Source organism: Escherichia sp. WS1450 (assembly GCF_046487395.1).
In the GTDB taxonomy this organism is placed as follows: domain Bacteria; phylum Pseudomonadota; class Gammaproteobacteria; order Enterobacterales; family Enterobacteriaceae; genus Escherichia; species Escherichia coli.
Genome location: NZ_JBJQJO010000020.1, coordinates 11,676 through 36,439 on the forward strand (window position 1 = coordinate 11,676; position 24,764 = coordinate 36,439).

Sequence of the window (24,764 nt, forward strand, 5' to 3'; positions counted from 1 at the left end):
GTAAACCCGGCATCATGCGGATTAATAGGGATGCAACACATTACTTGCTTCGCAATGCCGCATACATAACAGAATATCTGCGGCCTCCAACAACCCTGCATCAGAACTTACGCCCAGTTTCGACATCACATTAAATTTATGTGCACGGATCGTTTTGATATTGCGTTTAAGCTGCTCGGCAATTTGTGTCATTGAGTAGCCACGCGACATAAAGCGCAATATTTCTCTCTCCGTCGGGCTTAGCGTTCGGCTTTGATTAATGTACCACTGATTGTTCAGTCGGTCGGTCGCCTGACGTACACCATTTAATGACAAAAAGAGTTCCTGATGAAAAATCTCCAGCGTTGACGCTTTACTTAATACACCGTCCAGCGGTGATGGCGACAATGAGCCGATCAGCCGAGCTTCAATATCATCATCCGCAATAACTAAACGCCGGGTACGCGGAAACTTAATCGCCAGTTCAGTCAGGCAAGATAATCCCTCTCTACGCTCACCTCTCATGGCAGAAAAAGAAAAAATGACCGCCGCAAACGAGATCCGCGACATGGCATCCTGAAATGACTCCTGACTGGTATAGGTATGGAGCTTATAAGGGTTACCCGCAAACTTTCTGAATAAACTCTCAATACCGATACTACTCATGACGCATTTTTCTATGAGTGCGACATTTCTCTTCTTAATTCGGCTGTGTTCCATTCTGCGGCATCTCCATAAACAGAAGGCAAGTTAAGTTCTCTTGCACCCTGTGCGCTATTTATCCATGCATACATTTCAGCGTTGCTGTGAATTGCCAGTCGACGCATCGCACTGTTTTTTTGGGCGCTGATAGTTTTATTACTTTTCTTAAGCAATGAAGCTATCTGGTTGATGCCCCATCCTTTACCTAATAGCCGCAGTACCTTGCGCTCTGAAAGAGTGAGAATGACGGAGCGATAGCTAAAATCATGAGTTTCAGTCATTGCCGGAGAGGTCAGCATGGCGCTGATACGCTCTGCGTGCGTATTGCCGGAACGTACGGTCTTGACCAGATTCTCAATGGGTTCAACATCAGACAATAACGTCGCCGTAGGGCACATAAGCAGTTCTACTGCCTGGGAATACCAGGAGCGTGACACCATGAAAACCCAGTGAATTTCCCGATATTGTGAGATTAAAGAATAATAATGTTCACAAACAGAACGTGGATCTTCACTTTCACCGGCTAAATCAGCAATGACTAATCCGGAACGACGTAATTGTAATAAGGTAAGGTCCTCCGCAGAGGCGCTGGATATTATTTCATATTCAGGGAAGTGAGTCCTCATGACCTCTTTTAACCCTGCTTGCATAACAGGTATTTTACTGATAACAATTCCATTTTTGCAGCATCCTGGCAACATATTTCCTCCACATCCACTGTCTAAAAATTATGATGGTTTATTCAGGATATTCATTCCTTAAATGTTTCCAGCAAATTAATAGATTAAGCGAATAAATTATCCTTAGCATTCACTTTCATATCAGCATACTCCTGCTGCACAACAACTCCACTGCATGTGTCAGAAGGTTAGCATCAAATGATAACCTGGTGAAATAGCCTGGAGACATTTAAAATATCTACATTAAGTTGTTAGAAATACTTAATGAAAAACAGAATTCTCATTCATTTAATTTATAATTAACTGATATCCCTTCCAGTAGAATGCAAAATCACACAATCAATATTTATTCAATAAAATCTGATAGTTTTAACTTGTAAAAATTAAAAAACGCGCCCAGTTATCTTTTATCCTGATTCGTAAAGGCTAAACAATAAATTCATTATAGTGATAATATTCATGTGATAATTTATTTGCGACGAGAGATAATTCGCTTTTTATCACCGAGCTTCTCCCGATAACCAGGATTAATCAGCGCAATTTTGATCTTAACCTACCGCAAAACAACCGTGCTTCATGATACAAATGGATTCTCATTATCTGAACAATACGCAGCACGTCTATGACAAAGGGCGAGTTATGCAAACTGAGCAACAGCGAGCCGTAACACGGCTTTGTATCCAGTGTGGATTATTTCTTTTGCAACATGGTGCGGAAAGCGCGTTGGTTGATGAGCTTTCCTCACGACTGGGTCGGGCGCTGGGAATGGACAGCGTCGAAAGTTCTATCTCTTCGAACGCCATAGTGCTGACAACTATTAAAGATGGGCAATGCCTGACATCGACACGAAAAAATCAAGATCGCGGCATTAATATGCATGTGGTGACTGAAGTCCAGCACATTGTGATTCTGGCGGAGCATCATCTGCTGGATTACAAAGGTGTAGAGAAACGATTTAGCCAAATTCAGCCATTACGTTACCCGAGATGGCTGGTAGCCTTAATGGTCGGCCTTTCTTGCGCCTGTTTCTGTAAACTCAATAAAGGTGGCTGGGATGGTGCCGTCATCACCTTCTTTGCCAGTACGGTCGCGATGTATATCCGCCAGCTGCTGGCACAACGTCATCTTCATCCACAGATCAACTTTTGCCTCACCGCTTTCGCCGCCACCACCATTTCCGGTTTGCTTTTGCAACTTCCCACTTTCAGCAATACACCCACTATCGCGATGGCCGCCAGCGTTCTGCTGCTGGTGCCGGGTTTTCCGTTGATTAATGCCGTCGCCGATATGTTTAAAGGCCACATCAATACCGGACTGGCACGCTGGGCGATCGCCAGTCTGCTGACACTGGCTACCTGCGTCGGCGTAGTAATGGCACTGACGATTTGGGGGCTACGCGGATGGGTGTGATCGAATTTCTGTTAGCGTTGGCGCAGGATATGATCCTCGCCGCCATTCCTGCGGTCGGCTTTGCGATGGTGTTCAACGTTCCCGTGCGGGCGTTACGCTGGTGTGCGCTGCTTGGCTCGATAGGTCATGGTTCCCGAATGATCTTAATGACCAGCGGGCTGAATATTGAGTGGTCAACTTTTATGGCTTCTATGCTGGTCGGCACCATTGGTATTCAATGGTCGCGCTGGTATCTGGCGCATCCGAAAGTGTTTACCGTGGCGGCTGTTATTCCTATGTTCCCTGGCATATCGGCTTATACCGCAATGATTTCGGCGGTAAAAATCAGCCAGCTAGGTTACAGCGAACCGTTGATGATTACCCTGTTAACCAACTTTCTTACAGCTTCATCAATTGTTGGTGCGTTATCCATCGGTCTTTCCATTCCTGGATTATGGTTGTACCGCAAGCGCCCTCGCGTATAAAATTGCCTCGCTTAAGCACACGGATGAGAGACAGCCTCCTCTCCTCCGTGTGTTACTATAAAAGTTATCTCCCTTCTCGTTCATCGTTCCATATTTGAGAAACAGTATGTCTTCCAGAGTTTTGACCCCGGACGTCGTTGGTATTGACGCCCTGGTACACGATCACCAAACCGTTCTGGCAAAAGCTGAAGGCGGTGTGGTTGCCGTATTTGCTAACAATGCCCCGGCGTTTTATGCCGTCACGCCTGCACGCCTGGCTGAACTGCTAGCGCTGGAAGAAAAGCTGGCGCGTCCGGGAAGCGATGTCGCTCTGGACGATCAACTCTATCAGGAACCGCAAGCTGCTCCCGTTGCTGTACCCATGGGGAAATTCGCCATGTATCCGGACTGGCAACCCGATGCCGACTTTATCCGCCTGGCGGCGCTATGGGGCGTGGCACTAAGAGCGCCGGTGACCACCGAAGAACTGGCCTCATTCATTGCCTACTGGCAGGCGGAAGGTAAAGTCTTTCACCATGTGCAGTGGCAACAAAAACTGGCGCGCAGCCTGCAAATCGGTCGTGCCAGCAACGGCGGACTGCCTAAACGAGATGTGAATACGGTCAGTGAACCTGACAGCCAAATTCCACCAGGATTCAGAGGGTAACGATGAAAAACGTTGGCGACCTGATGCAACGCCTGCAAAAAATGATGCCTGCCCATATCAAACCTGCTTTCAAAACGGGTGAAGAACTACTGGCCTGGCAGAAAGAACAAGGGGCGATCCGCTCCGCCGCTCTCGAACGTGAAAATCGGGCGATGAAAATGCAGCGCACCTTTAACCGCTCCGGTATTCGTCCACTGCATCAGAACTGCTCCTTTGAGAACTATCGCGTTGAGTGTGAAGGGCAGATGAATGCGTTAAGCAAAGCGCGCCAGTATGTCGAAGAGTTTGACGGCAACATCGCCAGCTTCATCTTTTCTGGTAAGCCAGGAACCGGCAAAAACCATCTGGCGGCGGCAATCTGCAACGAGCTGCTGCTACGCGGTAAATCCGTATTGATCATCACCGTGGCCGATATTATGTCGGCGATGAAAGATACCTTCAGGAATAGCGGTACCAGCGAAGAACAACTGCTTAACGATCTGAGCAATGTTGATCTGCTGGTGATCGATGAGATCGGCGTGCAAACCGAATCGAAATACGAAAAAGTGATCATCAACCAGATCGTCGATCGCCGCTCTTCTTCCAAACGCCCAACCGGGATGCTGACCAACAGTAATATGGAAGAGATGACCAAGTTGCTGGGCGAACGCGTGATGGACCGTATGCGCCTGGGTAACAGTTTGTGGGTGATCTTCAACTGGGATAGCTACCGTAGCCGGGTAACGGGTAAAGAGTATTAATCCCCGTTTCTGGCGGTATACTGCGACACAATTCCACCTTGAGTAATGATGATGAAAACTGTTAAACATCTTCTGTGCTGTGCCATTGCCGCCAGCGCATTAATTTCCACCGGGGCACATGCTGCGTCATGGAAAGATGCGCTCTCCAGCGCCGCCAGCGAACTTGGCAACCAAAACAATACGACACAGGAAGGCGGTTGGTCGCTCGCGTCATTAACTAACTTGCTTAGCAGCGGGAACCAGGCCTTAAGCGCAGATAACATGAACAATGCCGCAGGCATTCTGCAATACTGCGCGAAGCAAAAGCTGGCTTCGGTAACCGATGCCGAAAACATCAAGAATCAGGTACTGGAAAAACTGGGCCTGAACAGTGAAGAGCAAAAAGAAGACACCAACTATCTGGATGGCATTCAGGGTTTGCTGAAAACTAAAGATGGTCAGCAACTCAATCTGGATAATATCGGAACGACTCCGCTGGCAGAAAAGGTGAAAACCAAAGCCTGCGATCTGGTGTTAAAGCAGGGGCTGAACTTCATTTCCTGAACCGCGAAACGCCGCGTTTTAGCTGTTACCCGGCTGACGCGGCTCTCTCCTGCCCTTTTCCCTGCTCCTGGACGGTTTTCCCCCTGTTACACGGGAAGCGACCGTAATCAAAAAAGTCTGTTTATAAACTAATTCCTAACAACATCGCATTTTTTTGACACTAGAATTGCAGCAATATGGCCACGCCATTACATTGTGCTTCTCAAAAAGCTTAAACGTTGGCTAAACGGCCCGGTTTAGTGAGGATCGCCCGTTGTCAGAACTACTCTCTTTCGCCCTTTTTCTCGCCTCTGTGCTGATTTACGCATGGAAAGCGGGACGTAACACCTGGTGGTTTGCAGCCACGTTAACGGTGCTGGGGCTATTTGTCGTTTTAAATATCACCCTGTTTGCCAGCGACTATTTTACTGGTGATGGTATTAACGACGCGGTTCTCTATACCTTAACCAACAGCCTGACCGGTGCTGGTGTCAGCAAATACATTCTTCCGGGTATCGGCATTGTGCTGGGGCTGACGGCGGTGTTCGGTGCGCTGGGCTGGATCCTGCGCCGTCGTCGTCATCATCCGCACCATTTTGGTTACAGCCTGCTGGCACTCTTACTGGCGTTGGGTTCAGTGGATGCCAGCCCGGCATTTCGTCAGATAACGGAACTGGTGAAGTCCCAGTCACGCGACGGCGACCCGGACTTTGCGGCTTATTATAAAGAGCCGTCGAAAACTATCCCTGACCCGAAACTCAACCTGGTTTATATCTACGGCGAAAGTCTCGAGCGGACCTATTTTGATAACGAAGCTTTCCCGGATCTCACGCCTGAACTGGGCGCGTTGAAAAATGAAGGCCTGGATTTCAGCCACACGCAGCAGCTGCCGGGAACGGATTACACGATTGCGGGTATGGTGGCTTCTCAGTGCGGCATTCCGCTTTTTGCCCCATTTGAAGGTAACGCCTCCGCTTCTGTTTCCAGCTTCTTCCCGCAGAACATCTGTCTGGGCGATATCCTGAAAAACTCGGGTTATCAGAACTATTTCGTGCAGGGCGCGAATCTGCGTTTTGCCGGTAAAGATGTGTTCCTGAAGTCGCATGGCTTCGACCACTTATACGGCTCAGAAGAGCTGAAAAGCGTGGTAGCCGACCCGCACTATCGCAACGACTGGGGATTCTACGACGATACCGTTCTCGATGAAGCGTGGAAAAAGTTTGAAGAGCTTTCCCGCTCAGGTCAGCGATTCTCACTGTTTACCCTGACAGTCGATACCCATCACCCGGATGGTTTTATCTCGCGTACCTGTAACCGCAAAAAATATGATTTTGACGGTAAGCCGAATCAGTCATTCAGCGCGGTAAGTTGCAGCCAGGAGAATATCGCGACGTTTATCAACAAAATCAAAGCGTCACCGTGGTTTAAAGATACCGTCATCGTCGTCTCTTCTGACCATTTAGCGATGAACAACACGGCGTGGAAATACCTTAATAAACAGGATCGCAATAACCTGTTTTTTGTCATCCGTGGCGACAAGCCGCAGCAAGAGACGCTGGCAGTGAAGCGTAACACGATGGATAACGGCGCGACGGTGCTGGACATTCTCGGTGGCGATAACTATCTCGGACTTGGTCGTAGCAGTTTATCCGGGCAGTCGATGTCGGAAATCTTCCTCAATATCAAAGAGAAAACATTGGCGTGGAAGCCGGATATCATCCGCCTGTGGAAATTCCCTAAAGAGATGAAAGAGTTCACCATCGACCAGCAGAAAAACATGATTGCCTTCTCGGGTAGCCATTTCCGTTTGCCGCTGCTGTTGCGGGTTTCAGACAAGCGCGTAGAACCGCTGCCGGAAAGTGAATACTCAGCACCGCTGCGTTTCCAGCTGGCCGATTTCGCTCCACGCGACAATTTCGTCTGGGTTGACCGTTGCTATAAGATGGCACAACTCTGGGCTCCGGAACTGGCACTTTCCACCGACTGGTGTGTCTCGCAAGGGCAGCTTGGCGGTCAGCAAATTGTCCAGCATGTTGATAAAACAACATGGAAGGGCAAAACGGCATTTAAAGATACGGTCATCGACATGGCGCGTTACAAAGGCAATGTCGATACGCTGAAGATTGTTGATAACGATATTCGCTACAAAGCCGACAGTTTCATCTTTAACGTCGCCGGTGCGCCAGAAGAGGTGAAACAGTTTAGCGGGATTTCCCGTCCGGAGTCGTGGGGCCGCTGGTCCAACGCGCAACTGGGCGACGAAGTAAAAATCGAGTACAAGCATCCGCTGCCGAAGAAATTTGACCTGGTGATTACCGCCAAAGCATACGGCAATAACGCCAGCCGTCCTATTCCGGTACGCGTAGGCAATGAAGAACAAACTCTTGTGCTGGGCAATGAAGTGACCACCACCACGCTGCATTTCGATAACCCAACCGATGCCGACACGCTGGTAATTGTGCCGCCGGAACCTGTCTCAACCAACGAAGGGAATATCCTCGGACACTCGCCGCGTAAGCTCGGGATCGGCATGGTGGAAATTAAAGTGGTAGAACGTGAAGGTTAATTCCTGACTGATGTGTAGGTCGCATAAGGTGCGACCTACACGCCTTCTCCGGCTTACAACACACTATTAAGAAACAAAAAAAACAGCGCCCAACACTTCCCCGGACGCTGCATGGCAACTTTAATAATCTCGCCTTATCAGAAAGTAATTACACCCTTAATCAACTCACGATTGTTAATCACATCACGCTCGTAGGTTTCTGCCAGCGTGGCGAACGGGTAGCGATGGGTTAACATCATGTCGGCAGTGATTTTCCCTTCCGCCATCAGTCGACCGACTTTAGCGAAATCTTCCGGCGTGGCGTTGCGGCTACCCATCATCGTCGTTTCTTTTTTATGGAATTCTGGATCGGAGAACTGCAACTCACCTTTAAACAGACCGACAAATACCACCGTGCCGCCGTGACGAATCAGATTCACGGTGTTATTCATCGCATGTTGATTACCTGTCGCGTCGATCACTTTCTGCGCCAGCGAACCACCAAACTGCGCCCGCAGCTGCGCGTCAAAATCTTCGGCTGACGGGTCCAGCACGGGCAACTCCAGACGCGTTGCCACATGTTCACGGCGCGCCGGACTGGTATCCGCCACCACTACCTGTGCGCCATCGGCTTTAGCGATTGCCGCCGCGCCCAGACCGATTGGCCCCGCCCCGACCACCAGCACCTGCTCGCCGGGAGCCATGGCTGCGCGACGCACCGCATGAGCGCTAATAGCGAAAGGTTCAATCAATGCTGCAGCCTGCGGGTCAATACCGTCTGCGGGCAAAATGTTCGCCACCGGCACGCTCAAATACTCACTAAAACCGCCATCCTGATGCACGCCAATGACTGAAATTTTTTCACAGCAATTGGTACGCCCGCTTTTACACGCCGGGCATTGCTGACAGGCAACATAAGGGATCACCGCTACTTGCTGTCCATTTTTAAGATTTGCAATATTTTTACCCAGCCCAACAATCTCCCCACATATTTCATGGCCTAAAACCCGTGGATAACTAAAAAATGGTTGATTTCCACCCCAGGCATGAATATCGGTACCGCAAATCCCGACAGACTTAATTTTTATTAATGCTTCATTGTCACCCGGAATAGGTATCTCGCGTTGTTTCCAGACTAATTCTTTCGGCTGCTGGCAAATTAAAACATTCATCGTAGACATGATTCGGCTCTCCATTTTTTGTTGCCTTAGATATCAATGAAAATGAAAAATGGCAGCGGAACGGAAAATCTGTTTTGTGAAAACACACGCATAAAAATGTTTTAAATCGGGTTTTAATGGACTCACAAGGAGGAAAATATGAGTCGTTCACAAAATTTACGCCACAATGTGATTAACCAGGTCATTGATGATATGGCGCGGGGTCATATCCCTTCCCCACTTCCATCGCAAAGTGCGTTGGCGGAAATGTACAACATCAGCCGCACTACAGTGCGTCATATTCTCAGCCACTTACGCGAATGCGGCGTCTTAACGCAGGTTGGAAACGACTATGTTATTGCGCGTAAACCTGACCATGATGACGGTTTCGCCTGTACTACCGCTTCAATGAGTGAACAAAACAAAGTGTTTGAGCAGGCTTTTTTCACGATGATAAACCAGCGTCAGTTACGCCCTGGGGAAACTTTTTCTGAACTGCAACTGGCTCGCGCCGCGGGTGTCAGCCCGGTTGTAGTAAGAGAATATCTTTTAAAATTCGGCCGTTATAATCTTATTCAAAGCGAAAAGCGCGGCCAGTGGAGCATGAAGCAATTCGATCAATCCTACGCTGAGCAGCTGTTTGAGCTACGCGAAATGCTCGAAACTCATTCACTTCAGCACTTTCTCAACCTGCCTGATCATGATCCCCGCTGGCTGCAGGCGAAAACCATGCTCGAACGTCATCGGCTACTGCGTGACAACATCGGCAATAGCTTTCGCATGTTCTCGCAACTTGACAGAGATTTTCACTCCTTACTGCTTTCAGCTGCCGACAATATCTTTTTTGATCAATCGCTTGAGATCATCTCAGTCATCTTTCATTTTCACTATCAATGGGACGAAAGCGATCTTAAACAGCGCAATATCATTGCCGTCGATGAGCATATGACCATTCTCAGCGCTCTGATTTGCCGCAGTGACCTTGATGCCACCCTTGCGCTCCGTAACCATTTGAATTCAGCTAAACAATCAATGATTCGATCCATTAATGAGAACACGCGTTATGCTCATTAAGTACGGATTAAAAACAGCAAACTATTAGCGGGTGCACGGTTTTATCAAAAGATAAATACCGGGAAATTCCCGCTTACCTATGCTCACAATCAGTCGACTAAAAATGTTTTTGTGAGCGGTAGTAAAGTCCTAAAACTTTAACCTGCCGTTAATGTCAACCTTGCGTAATGCACAATTACGTAAACAATTAAAATTATAAATACAGGAGTCCGGCGTGGAAAAAGAAAATATCACCCTCGATCCGCGTTCTTCATTTACTCCATCTTCGTCGGCAGATATTCCCGTGCCACCAGATGGATTAGTTCAACGCAGTACCCGAATTAAACGCATTCAAACCACCGCCATGTTGTTATTATTTTTTGCGGCGGTAATCAATTATCTCGACCGCAGTTCGCTGTCGGTAGCAAATTTAACGATTCGTGAAGAATTGGGATTAAGTGCCACCGAAATCGGCGCTTTGCTCTCCGTGTTTTCACTCGCTTACGGGATTGCGCAACTTCCTTGCGGCCCACTATTGGATCGTAAAGGCCCACGCCTGATGCTGGGACTGGGGATGTTCTTCTGGTCACTGTTCCAGGCCATGTCTGGCATGGTGCACAGCTTTACGCAGTTCGTGTTGGTGCGTATCGGTATGGGGATTGGTGAAGCGCCGATGAACCCATGCGGTGTAAAAGTCATTAACGACTGGTTCAACATCAAAGAGCGCGGACGCCCGATGGGCTTCTTCAACGCAGCTTCTACCATTGGCGTTGCCGTAAGCCCACCGATTCTGGCGGCGATGATGCTGGTGATGGGCTGGCGCGGGATGTTTATTACCATTGGTGTACTGGGGATTTTTCTCGCCATCGGCTGGTATATGCTCTATCGCAACCGCGAGCACGTAGAACTGACTGCCGTTGAACAAGCTTATCTCAATGCAGGTAGCGTCAATGCCCGCCGAGATCCGCTCAGTTTTGCCGAATGGCGCAGCCTGTTCCGTAACCGCACAATGTGGGGAATGATGCTCGGATTCAGTGGCATCAACTACACTGCGTGGCTGTATCTGGCCTAGCTTCCTGGTTACCTGCAAACAGCCTATAACCTGGATTTAAAAAGCACAGGATTGATGGCGGCTATCCCTTTCCTGTTTGGGGCTGCCGGGATGCTGGTCAACGGTTACGTTACCGACTGGCTGGTCAAAGGGGGAATGGCTCCGATTAAAAGCCGTAAGATCTGCATTATTGCCGGGATGTTCTGTTCTGCCGCCTTTACGCTGGTCGTACCGCAAGCGACAACATCCATGACAGCGGTTCTGCTGATTGGCATGGCACTGTTTTGTATTCACTTTGCCGGAACATCCTGCTGGGGCTTGATCCACGTCGCAGTTGCTTCTCGCATGACGGCGTCGGTGGGCAGTATCCAGAACTTTGCCAGCTTCATCTGCGCCTCTTTCGCGCCGATCATTACTGGTTTTATTGTTGATACCACCCACTCATTCCGTCTGGCACTAATCATCTGCGGTTGCGTCACCGCAGCGGGGGCACTGGCGTACATCTTCCTGGTTCGTCAGCCGATCAACGACCCGCGTAAAGATTAAACTCCCTATGCCCGATAACATTTTGCTTATCGGGCATTTTTATGGCGATTAAAACGTTTCCCAGTTCTCGCCGCTATCTGCCACGGCCATTTTACGCGGCGTAGCTGGCGTCACGGTTTTTACTACAGCCGATGTTTCACGCTGCTGTTGCTGCTGTTGCTGAATCCGGAACACTGCCACAGCTTCGGTCAGGCGACTGGCCTGCTCTTCCAGCGCGGCAGCGGCGGCGGCAGATTCTTCCACCAGCGCGGCGTTCTGTTGAGTTACCCGGTCCATCTCAGCAACCGCTAATCCAACCTGATCGATACCACGGCTCTGCTCATCAGAAGCAGAAGCAATTTCGCCCATAATGTCCGTCACGCGGGTCACGGCACTGACAATCTCCGCCATTGTTTCCCCGGCGCTTTCGACCAGCGTAGAGCCAACATCCACTTTCCCCACCGAGTCTTCAATCAGGCTTTTAATTTCACGAGCCGCCTGGGCGCTGCGCTGGGCCAGATTACGCACTTCTCCCGCGACCACCGCAAAACCGCGCCCTTGCTCACCCGCACGCGCAGCCTCAACCGCCGCGTTCAAAGCCAGAATATTGGTCTGGAAGGCAATGCCGTCAATTACGCTGATAATATCGGCGATTTTCTGCGAACTGGTGGAGATATCGCGCATGGTCTGTACTACGTTATCCACCACTTTGCCGCCGCGTTGCGCCGTTTCAGAAGCACTTAACGCCAGATGGCTGGCCTGACGCGCATTCTCGGCGTTCTGTTTCACCGTTGCGGTCAGTTGCTCCATGCTGGCTGCCGTCTCTTCCAGCGAAGCGGCCTGTTGCTCGGTGCGCGAAGAGAGATCGTTATTGCCGGTGGCGATTTCGCTGGCACCGCTATAGATGGCATTGGCCCCGTTGCGCACATCACCGACGGTTCGCATCAGCTCTCCCTGCATATGGCGCAAACTCTCTGCCAATTGCCCCATCTCATTAGAGCCATCCACCTCAATCGGTTTCACCAGATCGCCGCCTGCAATATGACGAATGCTGTCAATCAGGCGATTCATTGGCGCTACCAACGAGGCTTTAATACCGAACCAGACGGCGAAGATGACTGCCAGTACGACGATCATCACGCCCACCAGGATCCACATCGCCTGGCTGTAGGAGGCATTATTATCGCTGACGGCGATATCATAGAGCCGATCGTTTTGCTCCATGTAAGCCACATACTGTTTCTCGAAACCGTCCTGATATCCCTGGGTTGGCTGATCAAAGAACTCGTTGATTTTGCCTGCACCTAACAGTTGGATCAGCTCCGCCAGCGCATTGTGATAAATATCGTAATTACGTTTGATCTCTGCCGCTGCGGCGGTGCTCTGACGCGGGTCACGCGGCAACGCTTCGTAATCCGCCCAGTTTTTTTCCGCCTGTTTCAGCGAAATACTGGCACTCTGCATCAGCTCAGCAACGGTTGAACCGCTACCAATATTATTCTGATCCATCATGTAGCGGATACCCGCGCGGTTGAGGGTGTTACGCGTCTGCAACAACGCGACCCAGCTGCCATTCAGCGTGGATTGCTGCTGGCGAATGGTTTGTAAAACAGTGAAATTTTCTTTGTCATTCTTTAAGGCATTAAAGAACAGACCGCCTGATGTCAGTTGTAAAAGGCCAAAAACGGCCAAAACCAGCAGTAAGCTGGTCACAATTTTGATACGTTTTAACATGGTTTCTCTTTCCTGTGGACCGATGCAAGATTTTCGGCCTGGAAAGGAAAAACTTTATGAAAAGGTGTAACCCGCCATCCATGGAAAAACCAGGCGCTGGTTATCAGATATTAAAAAGTTATTCATTATCGCCCGGGATGTCTTCTTGTCGGGAATTACCCAGAGCAATAAATTCCTCTAACAGATGGGTTAACTGTTGCATTTTCTCGGCAGTAAACTGAGCTTCAATCTGCCGATAGGCCTCTTCAATCTGTGTCTGAGCGCGGTTATACAGCGCCTGCCCCTCTTTGGTCAGCGAGATATAGAGCTTCCGCTGATCATTGATCGGCTTTAATCGCAACACTAAACCGTCGCGTTCCATCCGCGTGAGGATCCCGGTCAGGCTTGGGCGCAAAATGCAGGCGCGATACGCCAGATCGTGAAAATCCATTGATGGGCTTTCCGCCAGAATACGCACGATGCGCCACTGTTGCTCAGTCAAATTATGCCGTTTAACGATTGGGCGAAAATAACTCATCGCCGCTTCTCGCGCCTGGAGCAACGCAATGGTTAGTGAGTCGTGCATTATCTTTCCCCTGAAAAATTCAAAATCATTAATATAGAAACAGTTAATCATCACGTTACCGGGACTGAGCTATCCCCGCAATTCCTCATTTTATCAAAATTGAGCATACTTTATTAACTTACTAATATTTAGTATTTTATTACCTGCAAATGTAAATAGTTTGTTAATTAGATCACATTTACATCACTTACTTTTGCCAAACTACGCAATCGGGAATAAAAGTAATCATTAACATATTAATGATTAAGATGATCGAATCCGAGGAGTGGTAATGAAAGGCACTATCTTCGCCGTAGCGTTGAACCATCGCAGCCAACTTGATGCATGGCAGGAAGCGTTCCAGCAATCCCCCTACAAAGCCCCGCCTAAAACTGCGGTCTGGTTTATTAAACCGCGCAATACGGTGATTGGTTGCGGTGAACCGATTCCCTTTCCACAGGGTGAAAAAGTACTGAGCGGTGCGACTGTTGCGCTGATTGTGGGGAAAACGGCGACGAAAGTACGTGAAGAAGATGCGGCAGAGTACATCGCCGGATATGCGCTGGCTAACGACGTCAGCCTGCCGGAAGAGAGCTTTTACCGCCCGGCAATCAAAGCAAAATGTCGTGATGGATTCTGCCCCATTGGCGAAACCGTGGCTCTCAGCAATGTCGATAATCTGACTATCTATACCGAGATCAACGGGCGTCCTGCCGATCATTGGAACACCGCCGATTTACAACGTAACGCCGCGCAGTTGCTGAGCGCTCTGAGCGAATTTGCCACGCTGAATCCAGGCGATGCCATTCTGCTCGGCACGCCACAGGCGCGCGTGGAAATACAGCCAGGCGATCGCGTGCGTGTTCTCGCAGAAGGTTTCCCGCCGCTGGAAAATCCGGTAGTGGACGAACGTGAAGTGACCACGCGCAAGAGCTTCCCAACGCAGCCACACCCGCACGGCACGCTGTTTGCCCTCGGCCTGAACTACGCCGACCACGCCAGCGAACTGGAATTTAAGCCACCGGAAGAACCGCTGGTGTTCCTGAAAGCGCCGAATACCCTCACTGGCGATAACCAGACCTCCGTGCGCCCGAACAATATTGAATATATGCACTACGAAGCGGAGCTGGTGGTGGTGATTGGCAAGCAGGCGCGTAACGTCAGCGAAGCCGATGCTATGGATTATGTCGCGGGCTACACCGTGTGTAACGACTACGCCATTCGCGACTATCTGGAAAACTACTACCGCCCTAACCTGCGGGTAAAAAGCCGCGACGGACTGACGCCGATGCTTTCAACCATCGTGCCGAAAGAGGCGATCCCGGACCCGCATAATCTGACCCTTCGCACCTTCGTCAACGGCGAACTGCGCCAGCAAGGCACCACCGCCGATCTGATCTTCAGCGTGCCCTTCCTGATCGCCTACTTAAGCGAATTTATGACCCTGAATCCGGGCGACATGATCGCCACCGGCACACCAAAAGGCTTATCTGACGTGGTGCCTGGCGATGAAGTTGTGGTGGAAGTAGAAGGCGTGGGCCGCCTGGTGAACCGAATTGTGAGTGAGGATACAGCGAAATGAAAAAAATAAACCATTGGATCAACGGCAAAAATGTTGCAGGTAACGACTACTTCCAGACCACCAATCCGGCAACGGGTGAAGTGCTGGCGGATGTGGCCTCTGGCGGTGAAGCGGAGATCAATCAGGCGGTAGCGGCAGCGAAAGAGGCGTTCCCGAAATGGGCCAATCTGCCGATGAAAGAGCGTGCGCGCCTGATGCGCCGTCTGGGCGATCTGATCGACCAGAACGTGCCTGAGATCGCCGCGATGGAAACCGCGGACACGGGCCTGCCGATCCATCAGACCAAAAATGTGTTGATCCCACGCGCTTCTCACAACTTTGAATTTTTCGCGGAAGTCTGCCAGCAGATGAACGGCAACACCTATCCGGTTGATGACAAGATGCTCAACTACACGCTGGTGCAGCCGGTGGGCGTTTGTGCGCTGGTATCGCCGTGGAACGTGCCGTTTATGACCGCCACCTGGAAGGTCGCGCCGTGTCTGGCGCTGGGCAATACCGCGGTGCTGAAGATGTCGGAACTCTCCCCACTGACCGCCGACCGCCTGGGTGAGCTGGCGCTGGAAGCCGGTATTCCGGCGGGCGTGCTGAACGTGGTACAGGGCTACGGCGCAACCGCAGGCGATGCGCTGGTTCGTCATCATGACGTACGTGCCGTGTCGTTCACCGGCGGTACGGCCACCGGGCGCAACATCATGAAAAACGCCGGGCTGAAAAAATACTCCATGGAACTGGGCGGTAAATCGCCGGTGCTGATTTTTGAAGATGCCGATATTGAACGCGCGCTGGACGCCGCCCTGTTCACCATCTTCTCGATCAACGGCGAACGCTGCACCGCCGGTTCGCGCATCTTTATTCAGCAAAGCATCTACCCGGAATTCGTAAAACGTTTTGCCGAACGCGCCAACCGTCTGCGCGTGGGCGATCCGAACGATCCAAATACCCAGGTTGGGGCGCTTATCAGCCAGCAGCACTGGGAAAAAGTCTCTGGCTATATCCGTCTCGGCATTGAAGAAGGCGCAACCCTGCTGGCGGGCGGCCCGGATAAACCGTCTGACCTGCCTGCACATCTGAAAGGCGGCAACTTCCTGCGCCCAACGGTGCTGGCAGACGTAGATAACCGTATGCGCGTCGCCCAGGAAGAGATTTTCGGGCCGGTCGCCTGCCTGCTGCCGTTTAAAGACGAAGCCGAAGGTCTGCGCCTGGCAAACGACGTGGAGTACGGCCTCGCATCATACATCTGGACACAGGATGTCAGCAAAGTGTTACGCCTGGCGCGTGGCATTGAAGCAGGCATGGTGTTCGTCAACACCCAGAACGTGCGTGACCTGCGCCAGCCATTTGGCGGCGTAAAAGCCTCCGGCACCGGGCGTGAAGGCGGTGAGTACAGCTTCGAAGTGTTCGCGGAAATGAAGAACGTCTGCATTTCCATGGGCGACCATCCAATTCCGAAATGGGGAGTCTGATATGGGTAAGTTAGCGTTAGCCGCCAAGATCACGCACGTACCGTCGATGTATCTCTCTGAACTGCCAGGGAAAAACCACGGTTGCCGCCAGGGCGCGATCGACGGGCATAAAGAGATCAGCAAGCGTTGCCGGGAAATGGGCGTCGATACCATTATCGTTTTCGATACTCACTGGCTGGTCAACAGTGCTTATCACATCAACTGTGCAGACCATTTTGAAGGCGTCTACACCAGTAACGAGCTGCCGCATTTTATTCGTGACATGACCTACAACTACGAGGGCAACCCGGAGTTGGGGCAGCTAATTGCCGATGAAGCCTTAAAGCTCGGCGTGCGGGCAAAAGCGCACAACATTCCCAGCCTGAAACTGGAATACGGCACGCTGGTGCCAATGCGCTACATGAATGAAGACAAGCACTTCAAAGTGGTCTCCATCTCCGCATTCTGTACCGTTCATGATTTTGCCGACAGCCGCAAGCTGGGCGAAGCGATTTTGAAAGCGATCGAACAGTACGACGGCACCGTGGCGGTCCTTGCCAGCGGTTCATTATCGCACCGCTTTATTGACGATCAGCGTGCGGAAGAAGGGATGAACAGCTACACCCGCGAGTTCGACCGCCAGATGGACGAGCGCGTGGTGAAGTTGTGGCGCGAAGGCCAGTTCAAAGAGTTCTGCAATATGCTGCCGGAGTACGCTGACTACTGCTACGGCGAAGGCAATATGCACGACACGGTGATGCTGCTGGGGATGCTCGGCTGGGATAAATACGACGGCAAGGTAGAGTTTATCACCGAGCTGTTCCCAAGCTCTGGCACCGGTCAGGTTAACGCTGTTTTCCCGCTTCCCGCGTAAGGAACCACCATGCCGCACTTTATCGTGGAATGTACTGAAAATATTCGTCAAGAAGCCCGCTTACCTGAGCTGTTTGCCAGTGTTAACACTGCACTGGCGGCGACGGGGATTTTTCCGCTTGGGGGAATACGTAGCCGGGCGCACTGGATCGATACCTGGCAAATGGCTGATGGCAAGCACGATTACGCCTTTGTGCATATGACGCTAAAAATCGGCAGCGGGCGCAGTCTGGAAAGCCGTCAGGAAGTAGGCGAAATGCTGTTTGATCTGATTAAAACGCACTTCGCCTCACTGATGGAGAGCCGTTACCTGGCGCTTTCATTTGAGATTGCAGAGCTGCACCCGACGTTGAATTTCAAACAGAACAACGTACACGCGTTGTTTAAATAAATTTGTACCAGCTTCCAGGCCGGATGATAAGGCGCAGCCGCATCCGGCAATGCCACAGGATATCGCCATGTTCGATAAACACACCCACACCCTGATCGCCCAGCGTCTGGATCAGGCAGAAAAACAGCGCGAACAGATCCGCGCGATCTCGCTGGATTACCCGGAGATCACCATCGAAGACGCTTACGCGGTGCAGCGCGAATGGGTCCGCCTGAAAATTGCCGAAGGCCGTACGCTGAAAGGCCACAAAATCGGCCTGACCTCGAAAGCGATGCAGGCCAGCTCGCAAATCAGCGAACCGGATTACGGTGCCCTGCTGGATGACATGTTCTTCCACGATGGCAGCGATATCCCGACCGATCGCTTTATCGTGCCGCGCATTGAAGTGGAGCTGGCTTTCGTGCTGGCAAAACCGCTGCGTGGACCAAACTGCACGCTGTTCGACGTCTACAACGCCACGGATTATGTGATCCCGGCGCTGGAGCTGATCGACGCTCGCTGCCACAACATCGATCCGGAAACCCAGCGCCCGCGCAAAGTGTTCGACACCATTTCCGATAACGCCGCCAACGCCGGGGTGATCCTCGGCGGTCGTCCCATTAAGCCCGATGAGTTGGATCTGCGCTGGATCTCCGCCCTGATGTATCGCAATGGCGTGATTGAAGAAACCGGCGTCGCCGCTGGTGTGCTGAATCATCCGGCAAACGGCGTAGCCTGGCTGGCGAACAAACTCGCACCGTATGACGTACAACTGGAAGCCGGGCAAATCATTCTCGGCGGTTCGTTCACCCGCCCGGTTCCGGCGCGTAAGGGCGACACCTTCCACGTCGATTACGGCAACATGGGCTCCATTAGCTGCCGCTTTGTTTAAGGAGAGAACGATGGAAAACAGTTTTAAAGCGGCGCTGAAAGCAGGCCGCCCGCAGATCGGATTATGGCTGGGGCTGAGTAGCAGCTACAGCGCAGAGTTACTGGCCGGAGCAGGATTCGACTGGTTATTGATCGACGGTGAGCACGCGCCGAATAACGTGCAAACCGTGCTCACCCAGCTACAGGCGATTGCGCCCTACCCCAGCCAGCCGGTGATACGCCCATCGTGGAACGATCCGGTGCAAATCAAACAACTGCTGGACGTCGGCACACAAACCTTACTGGTGCCGATGGTACAAAACGCCGACGAAGCCCGTGAAGCGGTACGCGCCACCCGTTATCCCCCCGCCGGTATTCGCGGTGTGGGCAGTGCGCTGGCACGCGCCTCGCGCTGGAACCGTATTCCGGATTACCTGCAAAAAGCCAACGATCAAATGTGCGTACTGGTGCAGATCGAAACGCGTGAGGCAATGAAGAACTTACCGCAGATTCTGGACGTGGAAGGCGTCGACGGCGTGTTTATCGGCCCGGCGGATCTGAGCGCCGATATGGGTTATGCCGGTAATCCGCAACACCCGGAAGTGCAGGCCGCGATTGAGCAGGCGATCGTGCAGATCCGCGAAGCGGGTAAGGCGCCGGGTATCCTGATCGCCAATGAGCAACTGGCAAAACGCTACCTGGAACTGGGCGCGCTATTTGTCGCCGTCGGCGTTGACACCACCCTGCTCGCCCGCGCCGCCGAAGCGCTGGCAGCACGGTTTGGTAATAGTTCTTCTATTTCGATGGCGAAGCAAAACAACAACTCTGTCTACTAAACGTACGATGTGGAGCGCATCATGACGACCTCTACCCTGCAATATAAAGATAATAAAACTGTTGAAATTGAACATCGTGTCATTAATAAATTATTTCGTCGCCTAATCATTTTTCTTTTTATTCTGTTTGTTTTTTCGTTTCTTGATCGCATCAATATAGGATTTGCCGGACTGACAATGGGCAAGGATCTTGGCCTGACGTCCACAATGTTTGGCCTCGCCGCGACACTCTTTTATGTCACGTACGTCATGTGCGGGATCCCCAGTAATATGATGTTAGCGAAAATTGGCGCTCGTCGATGGATCGCTGGGATCATGGTGGTCTGGGGAGTTGCTTCCACCTGCACAATGTTTGCAACAAGCCCCGAAACACTCTATCTACTGCGTATGCTGGTTGGTATTGCTGAGGCGGGTTTTTTACCTGGTATTTTGGTTTATCTGACCTGGTGGTTCCCGGCATATCATCGGGCCAGAGCCAATGCCTTATTTATGATAGCGATGCCAGTCACTATGATGCTGGGATCGATCCTTTCAGGCTACATTCTGGCCTTGGATGGACTGTGGAATCTAAAAGGCTGGCAATGGCTCTTTTTGCTGGAAGGTCTGCCATCGGTCATTCTTGGTGTCGTCACCTGGTTTTATCTCAACGATACACCAGACCAGGCGACCTGGCTTGATGAAAACGAAAAACAGGCTTTAAAAACGATGATTCTCCGTGAACAAGAGAGTGCATTTGCCCATGCATCTGTTCCACGCTCAACCTTACGTGAAGTCCTGACCCCAGCCATCATGCTATATACACTTGCTTATTTTTGCCTGACCAATACTCTGAGTGCGATTAATATCTGGACGCCGCAAATCCTACAGAGTTTCAATACTGGCAGTAGCAACATCATGATTGGTTTGCTGGCGGCCATCCCCCAATTCTGCACAATTTTTGGCATGATCTGGTGGAGTCGTCGTTCCGACCGTCTTAAAGAACGCAAAAAGCATACGATTCTTCCCTACCTGTTTGCCGCTGCCGGATGGTTACTCGCTTCTGCGACTGATCACAGCCTCATTCAACTGAGCGGCATCATTATGGCCTCAATGGGATCATTTACCGCAATGGCTATCTTTTGGACGACACCGGATCAAGTAATAAGCTTGCAATCGCGTGCCGTTGCGATGGCTGTCATCAATGCTGTCGGTAATGTAGGTTCAGCAGTCAGTCCATTACTTATCGGTATTTTGAAAGATGCAACCGGCAGTTTTAGCTCAGGTTTGTGGTTTGTAGCAGGATTACTGGTACTGGGCGCGTTAGTCATGACCCGAATTCCTATGGGGAGTCGGGAACACTCTCTTTCATCTGAACTTATCGCACCAAAACCGCAATAAGGAGTCATGATGTCCAGTGAAGCTATCTTTGAACATGGTTATGAAAATATTGATTTGGTCCGGGAATATGATGCCCGCTACGCTGGTGAAGATGTGCATTATGAAACATTTGCCAGGTTAGCGAATTTCTTTGGACGCGATATGCGCCCTCACTGGCACGATAGATATTTTCAACTCCATTATCTGGTCACTGGACGCATTACTTTACAGCTGGATGAGCACTTCTATTCTGTGCGCGCACCGCTTTTTGTACTAACACCACCATCGGTGCCACATACTTTCTTTACTGAGCCTGATAGCGACGGGCATGTTCTGACCGTACGTCAGGAGTTAATTTGGCCCCTGGTAGAAAAGCTCTGGCCTGGTAGTGGAGATGCCGCAATGCTACAAGGTATCTGTCTGTCGCTGGAGGGAATGGAACATACACTGGCGGCATTAAATCATTATTGGCCGATAATATCCCTGGAGTTTCAACAAAATAAGCCAGGACGGGAAATTCTATTGCAATCACTGGCGCAAAGTATTTTTACAATCCTACTGCGTGAAGCACCACCAAATGATATTTCAACATGCAGCGTGCGCGGCGAGATGTGTTTATTCCAGAAGTTTAATCGGCTGATTGACGAAAATTATCGCCAACATTTAATGGTCCCTGAATATGCAGCAATGCTCGGTATGAGTGAATCACGGCTTACCGAGCTATGCCGACGTTTTGCCAATCAATCGCCGAAGAGATTGATTTTCGAACGAGTGAGCCGGGAAGCCAGACGGCTTCTGCTCTATAGCGAGCAAAGCATCAACCAGATTGCCCTTGATCTTGGCTACAAAGATCCCGCCTATTTCGCCCGTTTTTTCAACCGAATGATGGGTTGCTCACCAACACAATTCCGTGGTCGCTGACCATTTATCAACCTGAGAGACTCGACATGAAAATATCTTTACGCTCACTATTTGTGGCGTGCCTGATTGCGCCAGTGGCATTCACCTACGCCTCCGAACTGCAAGAAATGAAAATTGTACTACTTGGAACGAAAGGTGGCCCTTCTTTATTAAAAGCTGACCGTTTGCCGATGGCAACGGCACTTATTATTGGCAATAAAACATGGTTAATTGATGCTGGTTACGGGGCCAGCTTACAACTGGTAAAAAATAATATTCCACTGCGCCAGATTGATAATATTTTACTCACCCATTTACACAGTGATCATATTCTGGACTATCCCTCAGTCTTAATGAATGCATGGGCTAGCGGTCTGCAGGACAAAAATATTCATGTGTTCGGTCCGCCAGGTACCCGAGCCATGACCGCTGCCAGTTGGCAGGTCTTCGATCGGGACATCACACTGCGTATGGAAGAAGAAGGAAAACCCGATCCTCGCAAGCTCGTTACAGCTCAAGATGTTGGTGAAGGCGTAGTTTATAAAGATGATACCGTGACCGTGACTGCATTAAAGGTTCCTCATTCTCCTTTCCCTGACGGTGAGGCTTTTGCTTATCGCTTCGACACACAAGGCAAGCGAATTGTCTTCTCAGGAGATACCTCGTACTTTCCCCCACTGGCAACTTTCTCAGAAGGCGCTGATATACTTGTGCATGAGGCCGTACATGAGCCCTCCGTCGCTAAGCTGGCAGACAGTATTGGCAATGGTAAAACACTGGCAAAAGCCATTGCTTCTCACCATACGACTATTGAGGATGTAGGCAAAATTGCCAATGAAGCAAAAGTGAAAAAACTCATCCTTAGCCACCTGGTACCAATCACCGTTCCGGATGAAACATGGAAGCAAGAAGCACAGAAAAACTATTCAGGCCCTATCGTCGTTGGTCATGAAAATATGACGATTACCATTCCATTCGCCCCATAAACAATTCCGTCCCCGTTAGCCCTTGTTAGCGGGGAATATTATGATTTGCCTTACTGTAAGTTGATCACGATCGCAGTTTACTATTTAACTCCACCTTGCTGGCGAAAAGTACCAACGTTCGCCTGAAACGTCTCTTCCCGACAACCGCGTTCAACGATTCAATTGAATAACAAAAACAACACACAAAATTAACAATCGTATTCCGATTAATACTGTAGAGGTCGACATGAAACCAGAAGATTTCCGCGTCAGTACCCAACGTCCGTTCACCGGGGAAGAGTATCTGAAAAGCCTGCAGGATGGTCGCGAGATCTATATCTATGGCGAGCGAGTGAAAGACGTCACCACTCATCCGGCATTTCGTAATGCGGCAGCGTCTGTTGCCCAACTGTACGACGCGCTGCACAAACCGGAGATGCAGGACTCTCTGTGTTGGAACACCGACACCGGCAGCGGCGGCTATACCCATAAATTCTTCCGCGTGGCGAAAAGTGCCGACGACCTGCGCCAGCAACGCGACGCCATCGCTGAGTGGTCACGCCTGAGCTATGGCTGGATGGGCCGTACCCCAGACTACAAGGCTGCTTTCGGTTGCGCACTGGGCGCGAATCCGGGCTTTTACGGTCAGTTCGAGCAGAACGCCCGTAACTGGTACACCCGTATTCAGGAAACTGGCCTCTACTTTAACCACGCGATTGTTAACCCACCGATTGATCGTCATTTGCCGACCGATAAAGTGAAAGACGTTTACATCAAGCTGGAAAAAGAGATTGACGCCGGGATTATCGTCAGCGGTGCGAAAGTGGTTGCCACCAACTCGGCGCTGACTCACTACAACATGATTGGCTTCGGCTCGGCACAAGTGATGGGCGAAAACCCGGACTTCGCACTGATGTTCGTTGCGCCAATGGATGCCGATGGCGTGAAATTAATCTCCCGCGCCTCTTATGAGATGGTCGCGGGTGCTACCGGCTCGCCGTACGACTACCCGCTCTCCAGCCGCTTCGATGAGAACGATGCGATTCTGGTGATGGATAACGTGCTGATCCCATGGGAAAACGTGCTGATCTACCGCGATTTTGATCGCTGCCGTCGCTGGACGATGGAAGGCGGTTTCGCCCGTATGTATCCGCTGCAAGCCTGTGTGCGCCTGGCAGTGAAACTCGACTTCATCACGGCACTGCTGAAAAAATCTCTCGAATGTACCGGCACCCTGGAGTTCCGTGGTGTGCAGGCCGATCTCGGTGAAGTGGTGGCGTGGCGCAACACCTTCTGGGCATTGAGTGACTCGATGTGTTCAGAAGCGACACCATGGGTCAACGGTGCTTATTTACCGGATCATGCCGCACTGCAAACCTATCGCGTACTGGCACCAATGGCCTACGCGAAGATCAAAAACATTATCGAACGCAACGTTACCAGTGGCCTGATCTATCTCCCTTCCAGTGCCCGTGACCTGAATAATCCGCAGATCGACCAGTATCTGGCGAAGTATGTGCGCGGTTCGAATGGTATGGATCACGTCCAGCGCATCAAGATCCTCAAACTGATGTGGGACGCCATTGGCAGCGAGTTTGGTGGTCGTCACGAACTGTATGAAATCAACTACTCCGGTAGCCAGGATGAGATTCGCCTGCAGTGTCTGCGCCAGGCACAAAGCTCCGGCAATATGGACAAGATGATGGCGATGGTTGATCGCTGCCTGTCGGAATACGACCAGAACGGCTGGACTGTGCCTCACCTGCACAACAACGACGATATCAACATGCTGGATAAGCTGCTGAAATAACGCAG

General features: G+C 50.8%; 22 protein-coding genes and 1 pseudogene. 18 read left to right on the forward strand and 5 right to left on the reverse strand.

The window, feature by feature from the left end; all coding sequences use genetic code 11:
• Positions 1–21 precede the first annotated feature (21 nt).
• Positions 22–699 carry a DNA-binding transcriptional activator BglJ gene (bglJ, locus tag ACJHYR_RS19870; RefSeq protein WP_001309201.1) on the reverse strand — a complete coding sequence of 226 codons (678 nt, stop codon included), beginning with the start codon at positions 697–699 and terminating at the stop codon, positions 22–24.
• Positions 657–1,382: a helix-turn-helix domain-containing protein gene (locus ACJHYR_RS19875; RefSeq protein ID WP_000936635.1), complete on the reverse strand. Its 726-nt coding sequence runs from the start codon at positions 1,380–1,382 to the stop codon at positions 657–659. The genes bglJ and ACJHYR_RS19875 overlap by 43 nt, the downstream gene beginning before the upstream one ends.
• 618 nt (positions 1,383–2,000) lie before the next feature.
• Here ACJHYR_RS19875 and ACJHYR_RS19880 point away from each other — a divergent pair.
• The 6 genes from ACJHYR_RS19880 (at position 2,001) to opgB (ending at position 7,709) form a co-directional block, all read left to right on the forward strand.
• Complete coding sequence (locus tag ACJHYR_RS19880) at positions 2,001–2,771, forward strand: threonine/serine exporter ThrE family protein (protein WP_001376704.1); 771 nt, start codon at positions 2,001–2,003, stop codon at positions 2,769–2,771.
• Positions 2,762–3,235 carry a threonine/serine exporter gene (locus ACJHYR_RS19885; protein ID WP_000538191.1) on the forward strand — a complete coding sequence of 158 codons (474 nt, stop codon included), beginning with the start codon at positions 2,762–2,764 and terminating at the stop codon, positions 3,233–3,235. The genes ACJHYR_RS19880 and ACJHYR_RS19885 overlap by 10 nt, the downstream gene beginning before the upstream one ends.
• Positions 3,236–3,341: 106 nt before the next feature.
• The gene (gene dnaT, locus ACJHYR_RS19890; protein ID WP_000098815.1) at positions 3,342–3,881 is read left to right on the forward strand and encodes a primosomal protein DnaT; all 540 of its coding nucleotides are present in this window, start codon (positions 3,342–3,344) and stop codon (positions 3,879–3,881) included.
• 2 nt (positions 3,882–3,883) lie between these two features.
• On the forward strand, positions 3,884–4,621 hold the full coding sequence (gene dnaC / locus ACJHYR_RS19895) for a DNA replication protein DnaC (RefSeq protein ID WP_000799911.1): 738 nt from the start codon (positions 3,884–3,886) through the stop codon (positions 4,619–4,621).
• A 48-nt stretch (positions 4,622–4,669) separates the two neighbouring features.
• Positions 4,670–5,164, forward strand: coding sequence for a DUF2501 domain-containing protein YjjA (gene yjjA, locus ACJHYR_RS19900; protein WP_001305619.1), 495 nt, complete (start codon positions 4,670–4,672; stop codon positions 5,162–5,164).
• 253 nt (positions 5,165–5,417) lie between these two features.
• Complete coding sequence (gene opgB, locus ACJHYR_RS19905) at positions 5,418–7,709, forward strand: phosphatidylglycerol--membrane-oligosaccharide glycerophosphotransferase (protein ID WP_001292674.1); 2,292 nt, start codon at positions 5,418–5,420, stop codon at positions 7,707–7,709.
• Positions 7,710–7,846: 137 nt separating this feature from the next.
• Here opgB and lgoD read toward each other — a convergent pair whose 3' ends face one another.
• Positions 7,847–8,869, reverse strand: coding sequence for an L-galactonate oxidoreductase (gene lgoD, locus ACJHYR_RS19910; RefSeq protein ID WP_000106044.1), 1,023 nt, complete (start codon positions 8,867–8,869; stop codon positions 7,847–7,849).
• Positions 8,870–9,007: 138 nt separating this feature from the next.
• On the opposite strand from lgoD, the gene ACJHYR_RS19915 reads away from it, so the two are divergent.
• Both ACJHYR_RS19915 and ACJHYR_RS19920 read left to right on the forward strand, forming a co-directional pair.
• On the forward strand, positions 9,008–9,922 hold the full coding sequence (locus ACJHYR_RS19915; RefSeq protein ID WP_000091572.1) for a GntR family transcriptional regulator: 915 nt from the start codon (positions 9,008–9,010) through the stop codon (positions 9,920–9,922).
• Between the two features lie 214 nt (positions 9,923–10,136).
• Positions 10,137–11,498: pseudogene (locus ACJHYR_RS19920) on the forward strand (MFS transporter).
• A gap of 48 nt (positions 11,499–11,546) precedes the next feature.
• Here the strand turns inward: ACJHYR_RS19920 and tsr are convergent.
• Together tsr and hpaR are read right to left on the reverse strand one after the other, a co-directional pair.
• Positions 11,547–13,211 carry a methyl-accepting chemotaxis protein gene (tsr, locus tag ACJHYR_RS19925; protein WP_000919571.1) on the reverse strand — a complete coding sequence of 555 codons (1,665 nt, stop codon included), beginning with the start codon at positions 13,209–13,211 and terminating at the stop codon, positions 11,547–11,549.
• A gap of 118 nt (positions 13,212–13,329) precedes the next feature.
• Positions 13,330–13,776 (reverse strand): homoprotocatechuate degradation operon regulator HpaR, encoded by a 447-nt coding sequence (hpaR, locus tag ACJHYR_RS19930; protein ID WP_000543916.1) that lies wholly within the window; start codon positions 13,774–13,776, stop codon positions 13,330–13,332.
• Between the two features lie 271 nt (positions 13,777–14,047).
• Here hpaR and hpaG point away from each other — a divergent pair, with 271 nt between their 5' ends.
• The 10 genes from hpaG to hpaB all read left to right on the forward strand — a co-directional run bounded on the left by hpaG (position 14,048) and on the right by hpaB (position 24,759).
• Complete coding sequence (hpaG, locus tag ACJHYR_RS19935; protein WP_000679091.1) at positions 14,048–15,337, forward strand: 4-hydroxyphenylacetate degradation bifunctional isomerase/decarboxylase; 1,290 nt, start codon at positions 14,048–14,050, stop codon at positions 15,335–15,337.
• Positions 15,334–16,800, forward strand: a complete 1,467-nt coding sequence (hpaE, locus tag ACJHYR_RS19940; RefSeq protein WP_072837553.1) for a 5-carboxymethyl-2-hydroxymuconate semialdehyde dehydrogenase — start codon at positions 15,334–15,336, stop codon at positions 16,798–16,800. Before hpaG ends, hpaE begins: the two co-directional genes overlap by 4 nt.
• 1 nt (position 16,801) lies before the next feature.
• Positions 16,802–17,653 (forward strand): 3,4-dihydroxyphenylacetate 2,3-dioxygenase, encoded by an 852-nt coding sequence (hpaD, locus tag ACJHYR_RS19945; protein WP_000516990.1) that lies wholly within the window; start codon positions 16,802–16,804, stop codon positions 17,651–17,653.
• A 9-nt stretch (positions 17,654–17,662) separates the two neighbouring features.
• Positions 17,663–18,043 carry a 5-carboxymethyl-2-hydroxymuconate Delta-isomerase gene (locus ACJHYR_RS19950; protein WP_001119872.1) on the forward strand — a complete coding sequence of 127 codons (381 nt, stop codon included), beginning with the start codon at positions 17,663–17,665 and terminating at the stop codon, positions 18,041–18,043.
• Between the two features lie 67 nt (positions 18,044–18,110).
• Positions 18,111–18,914 (forward strand): 2-oxo-hept-4-ene-1,7-dioate hydratase, encoded by an 804-nt coding sequence (gene hpaH, locus ACJHYR_RS19955; RefSeq protein WP_000459750.1) that lies wholly within the window; start codon positions 18,111–18,113, stop codon positions 18,912–18,914.
• Between the two features lie 10 nt (positions 18,915–18,924).
• Complete coding sequence (hpaI, locus tag ACJHYR_RS19960) at positions 18,925–19,728, forward strand: 4-hydroxy-2-oxoheptanedioate aldolase (RefSeq protein ID WP_000431693.1); 804 nt, start codon at positions 18,925–18,927, stop codon at positions 19,726–19,728.
• Between the two features lie 21 nt (positions 19,729–19,749).
• Entirely contained in the window at positions 19,750–21,105 is a 1,356-nt protein-coding gene (hpaX, locus tag ACJHYR_RS19965; RefSeq protein WP_000213782.1) for a 4-hydroxyphenylacetate permease, read from the forward strand.
• Between the two features lie 9 nt (positions 21,106–21,114).
• Positions 21,115–22,005 carry a 4-hydroxyphenylacetate catabolism regulatory protein HpaA gene (gene hpaA, locus ACJHYR_RS19970; RefSeq protein ID WP_000093498.1) on the forward strand — a complete coding sequence of 297 codons (891 nt, stop codon included), beginning with the start codon at positions 21,115–21,117 and terminating at the stop codon, positions 22,003–22,005.
• Positions 22,006–22,031: 26 nt separating this feature from the next.
• Positions 22,032–22,970: an MBL fold metallo-hydrolase gene (locus ACJHYR_RS19975; RefSeq protein WP_001305623.1), complete on the forward strand. Its 939-nt coding sequence runs from the start codon at positions 22,032–22,034 to the stop codon at positions 22,968–22,970.
• 226 nt (positions 22,971–23,196) lie between these two features.
• Positions 23,197–24,759: a 4-hydroxyphenylacetate 3-monooxygenase, oxygenase component gene (gene hpaB / locus ACJHYR_RS19980; RefSeq protein WP_000801500.1), complete on the forward strand. Its 1,563-nt coding sequence runs from the start codon at positions 23,197–23,199 to the stop codon at positions 24,757–24,759.
• Positions 24,760–24,764: the final 5 nt, after the last annotated feature.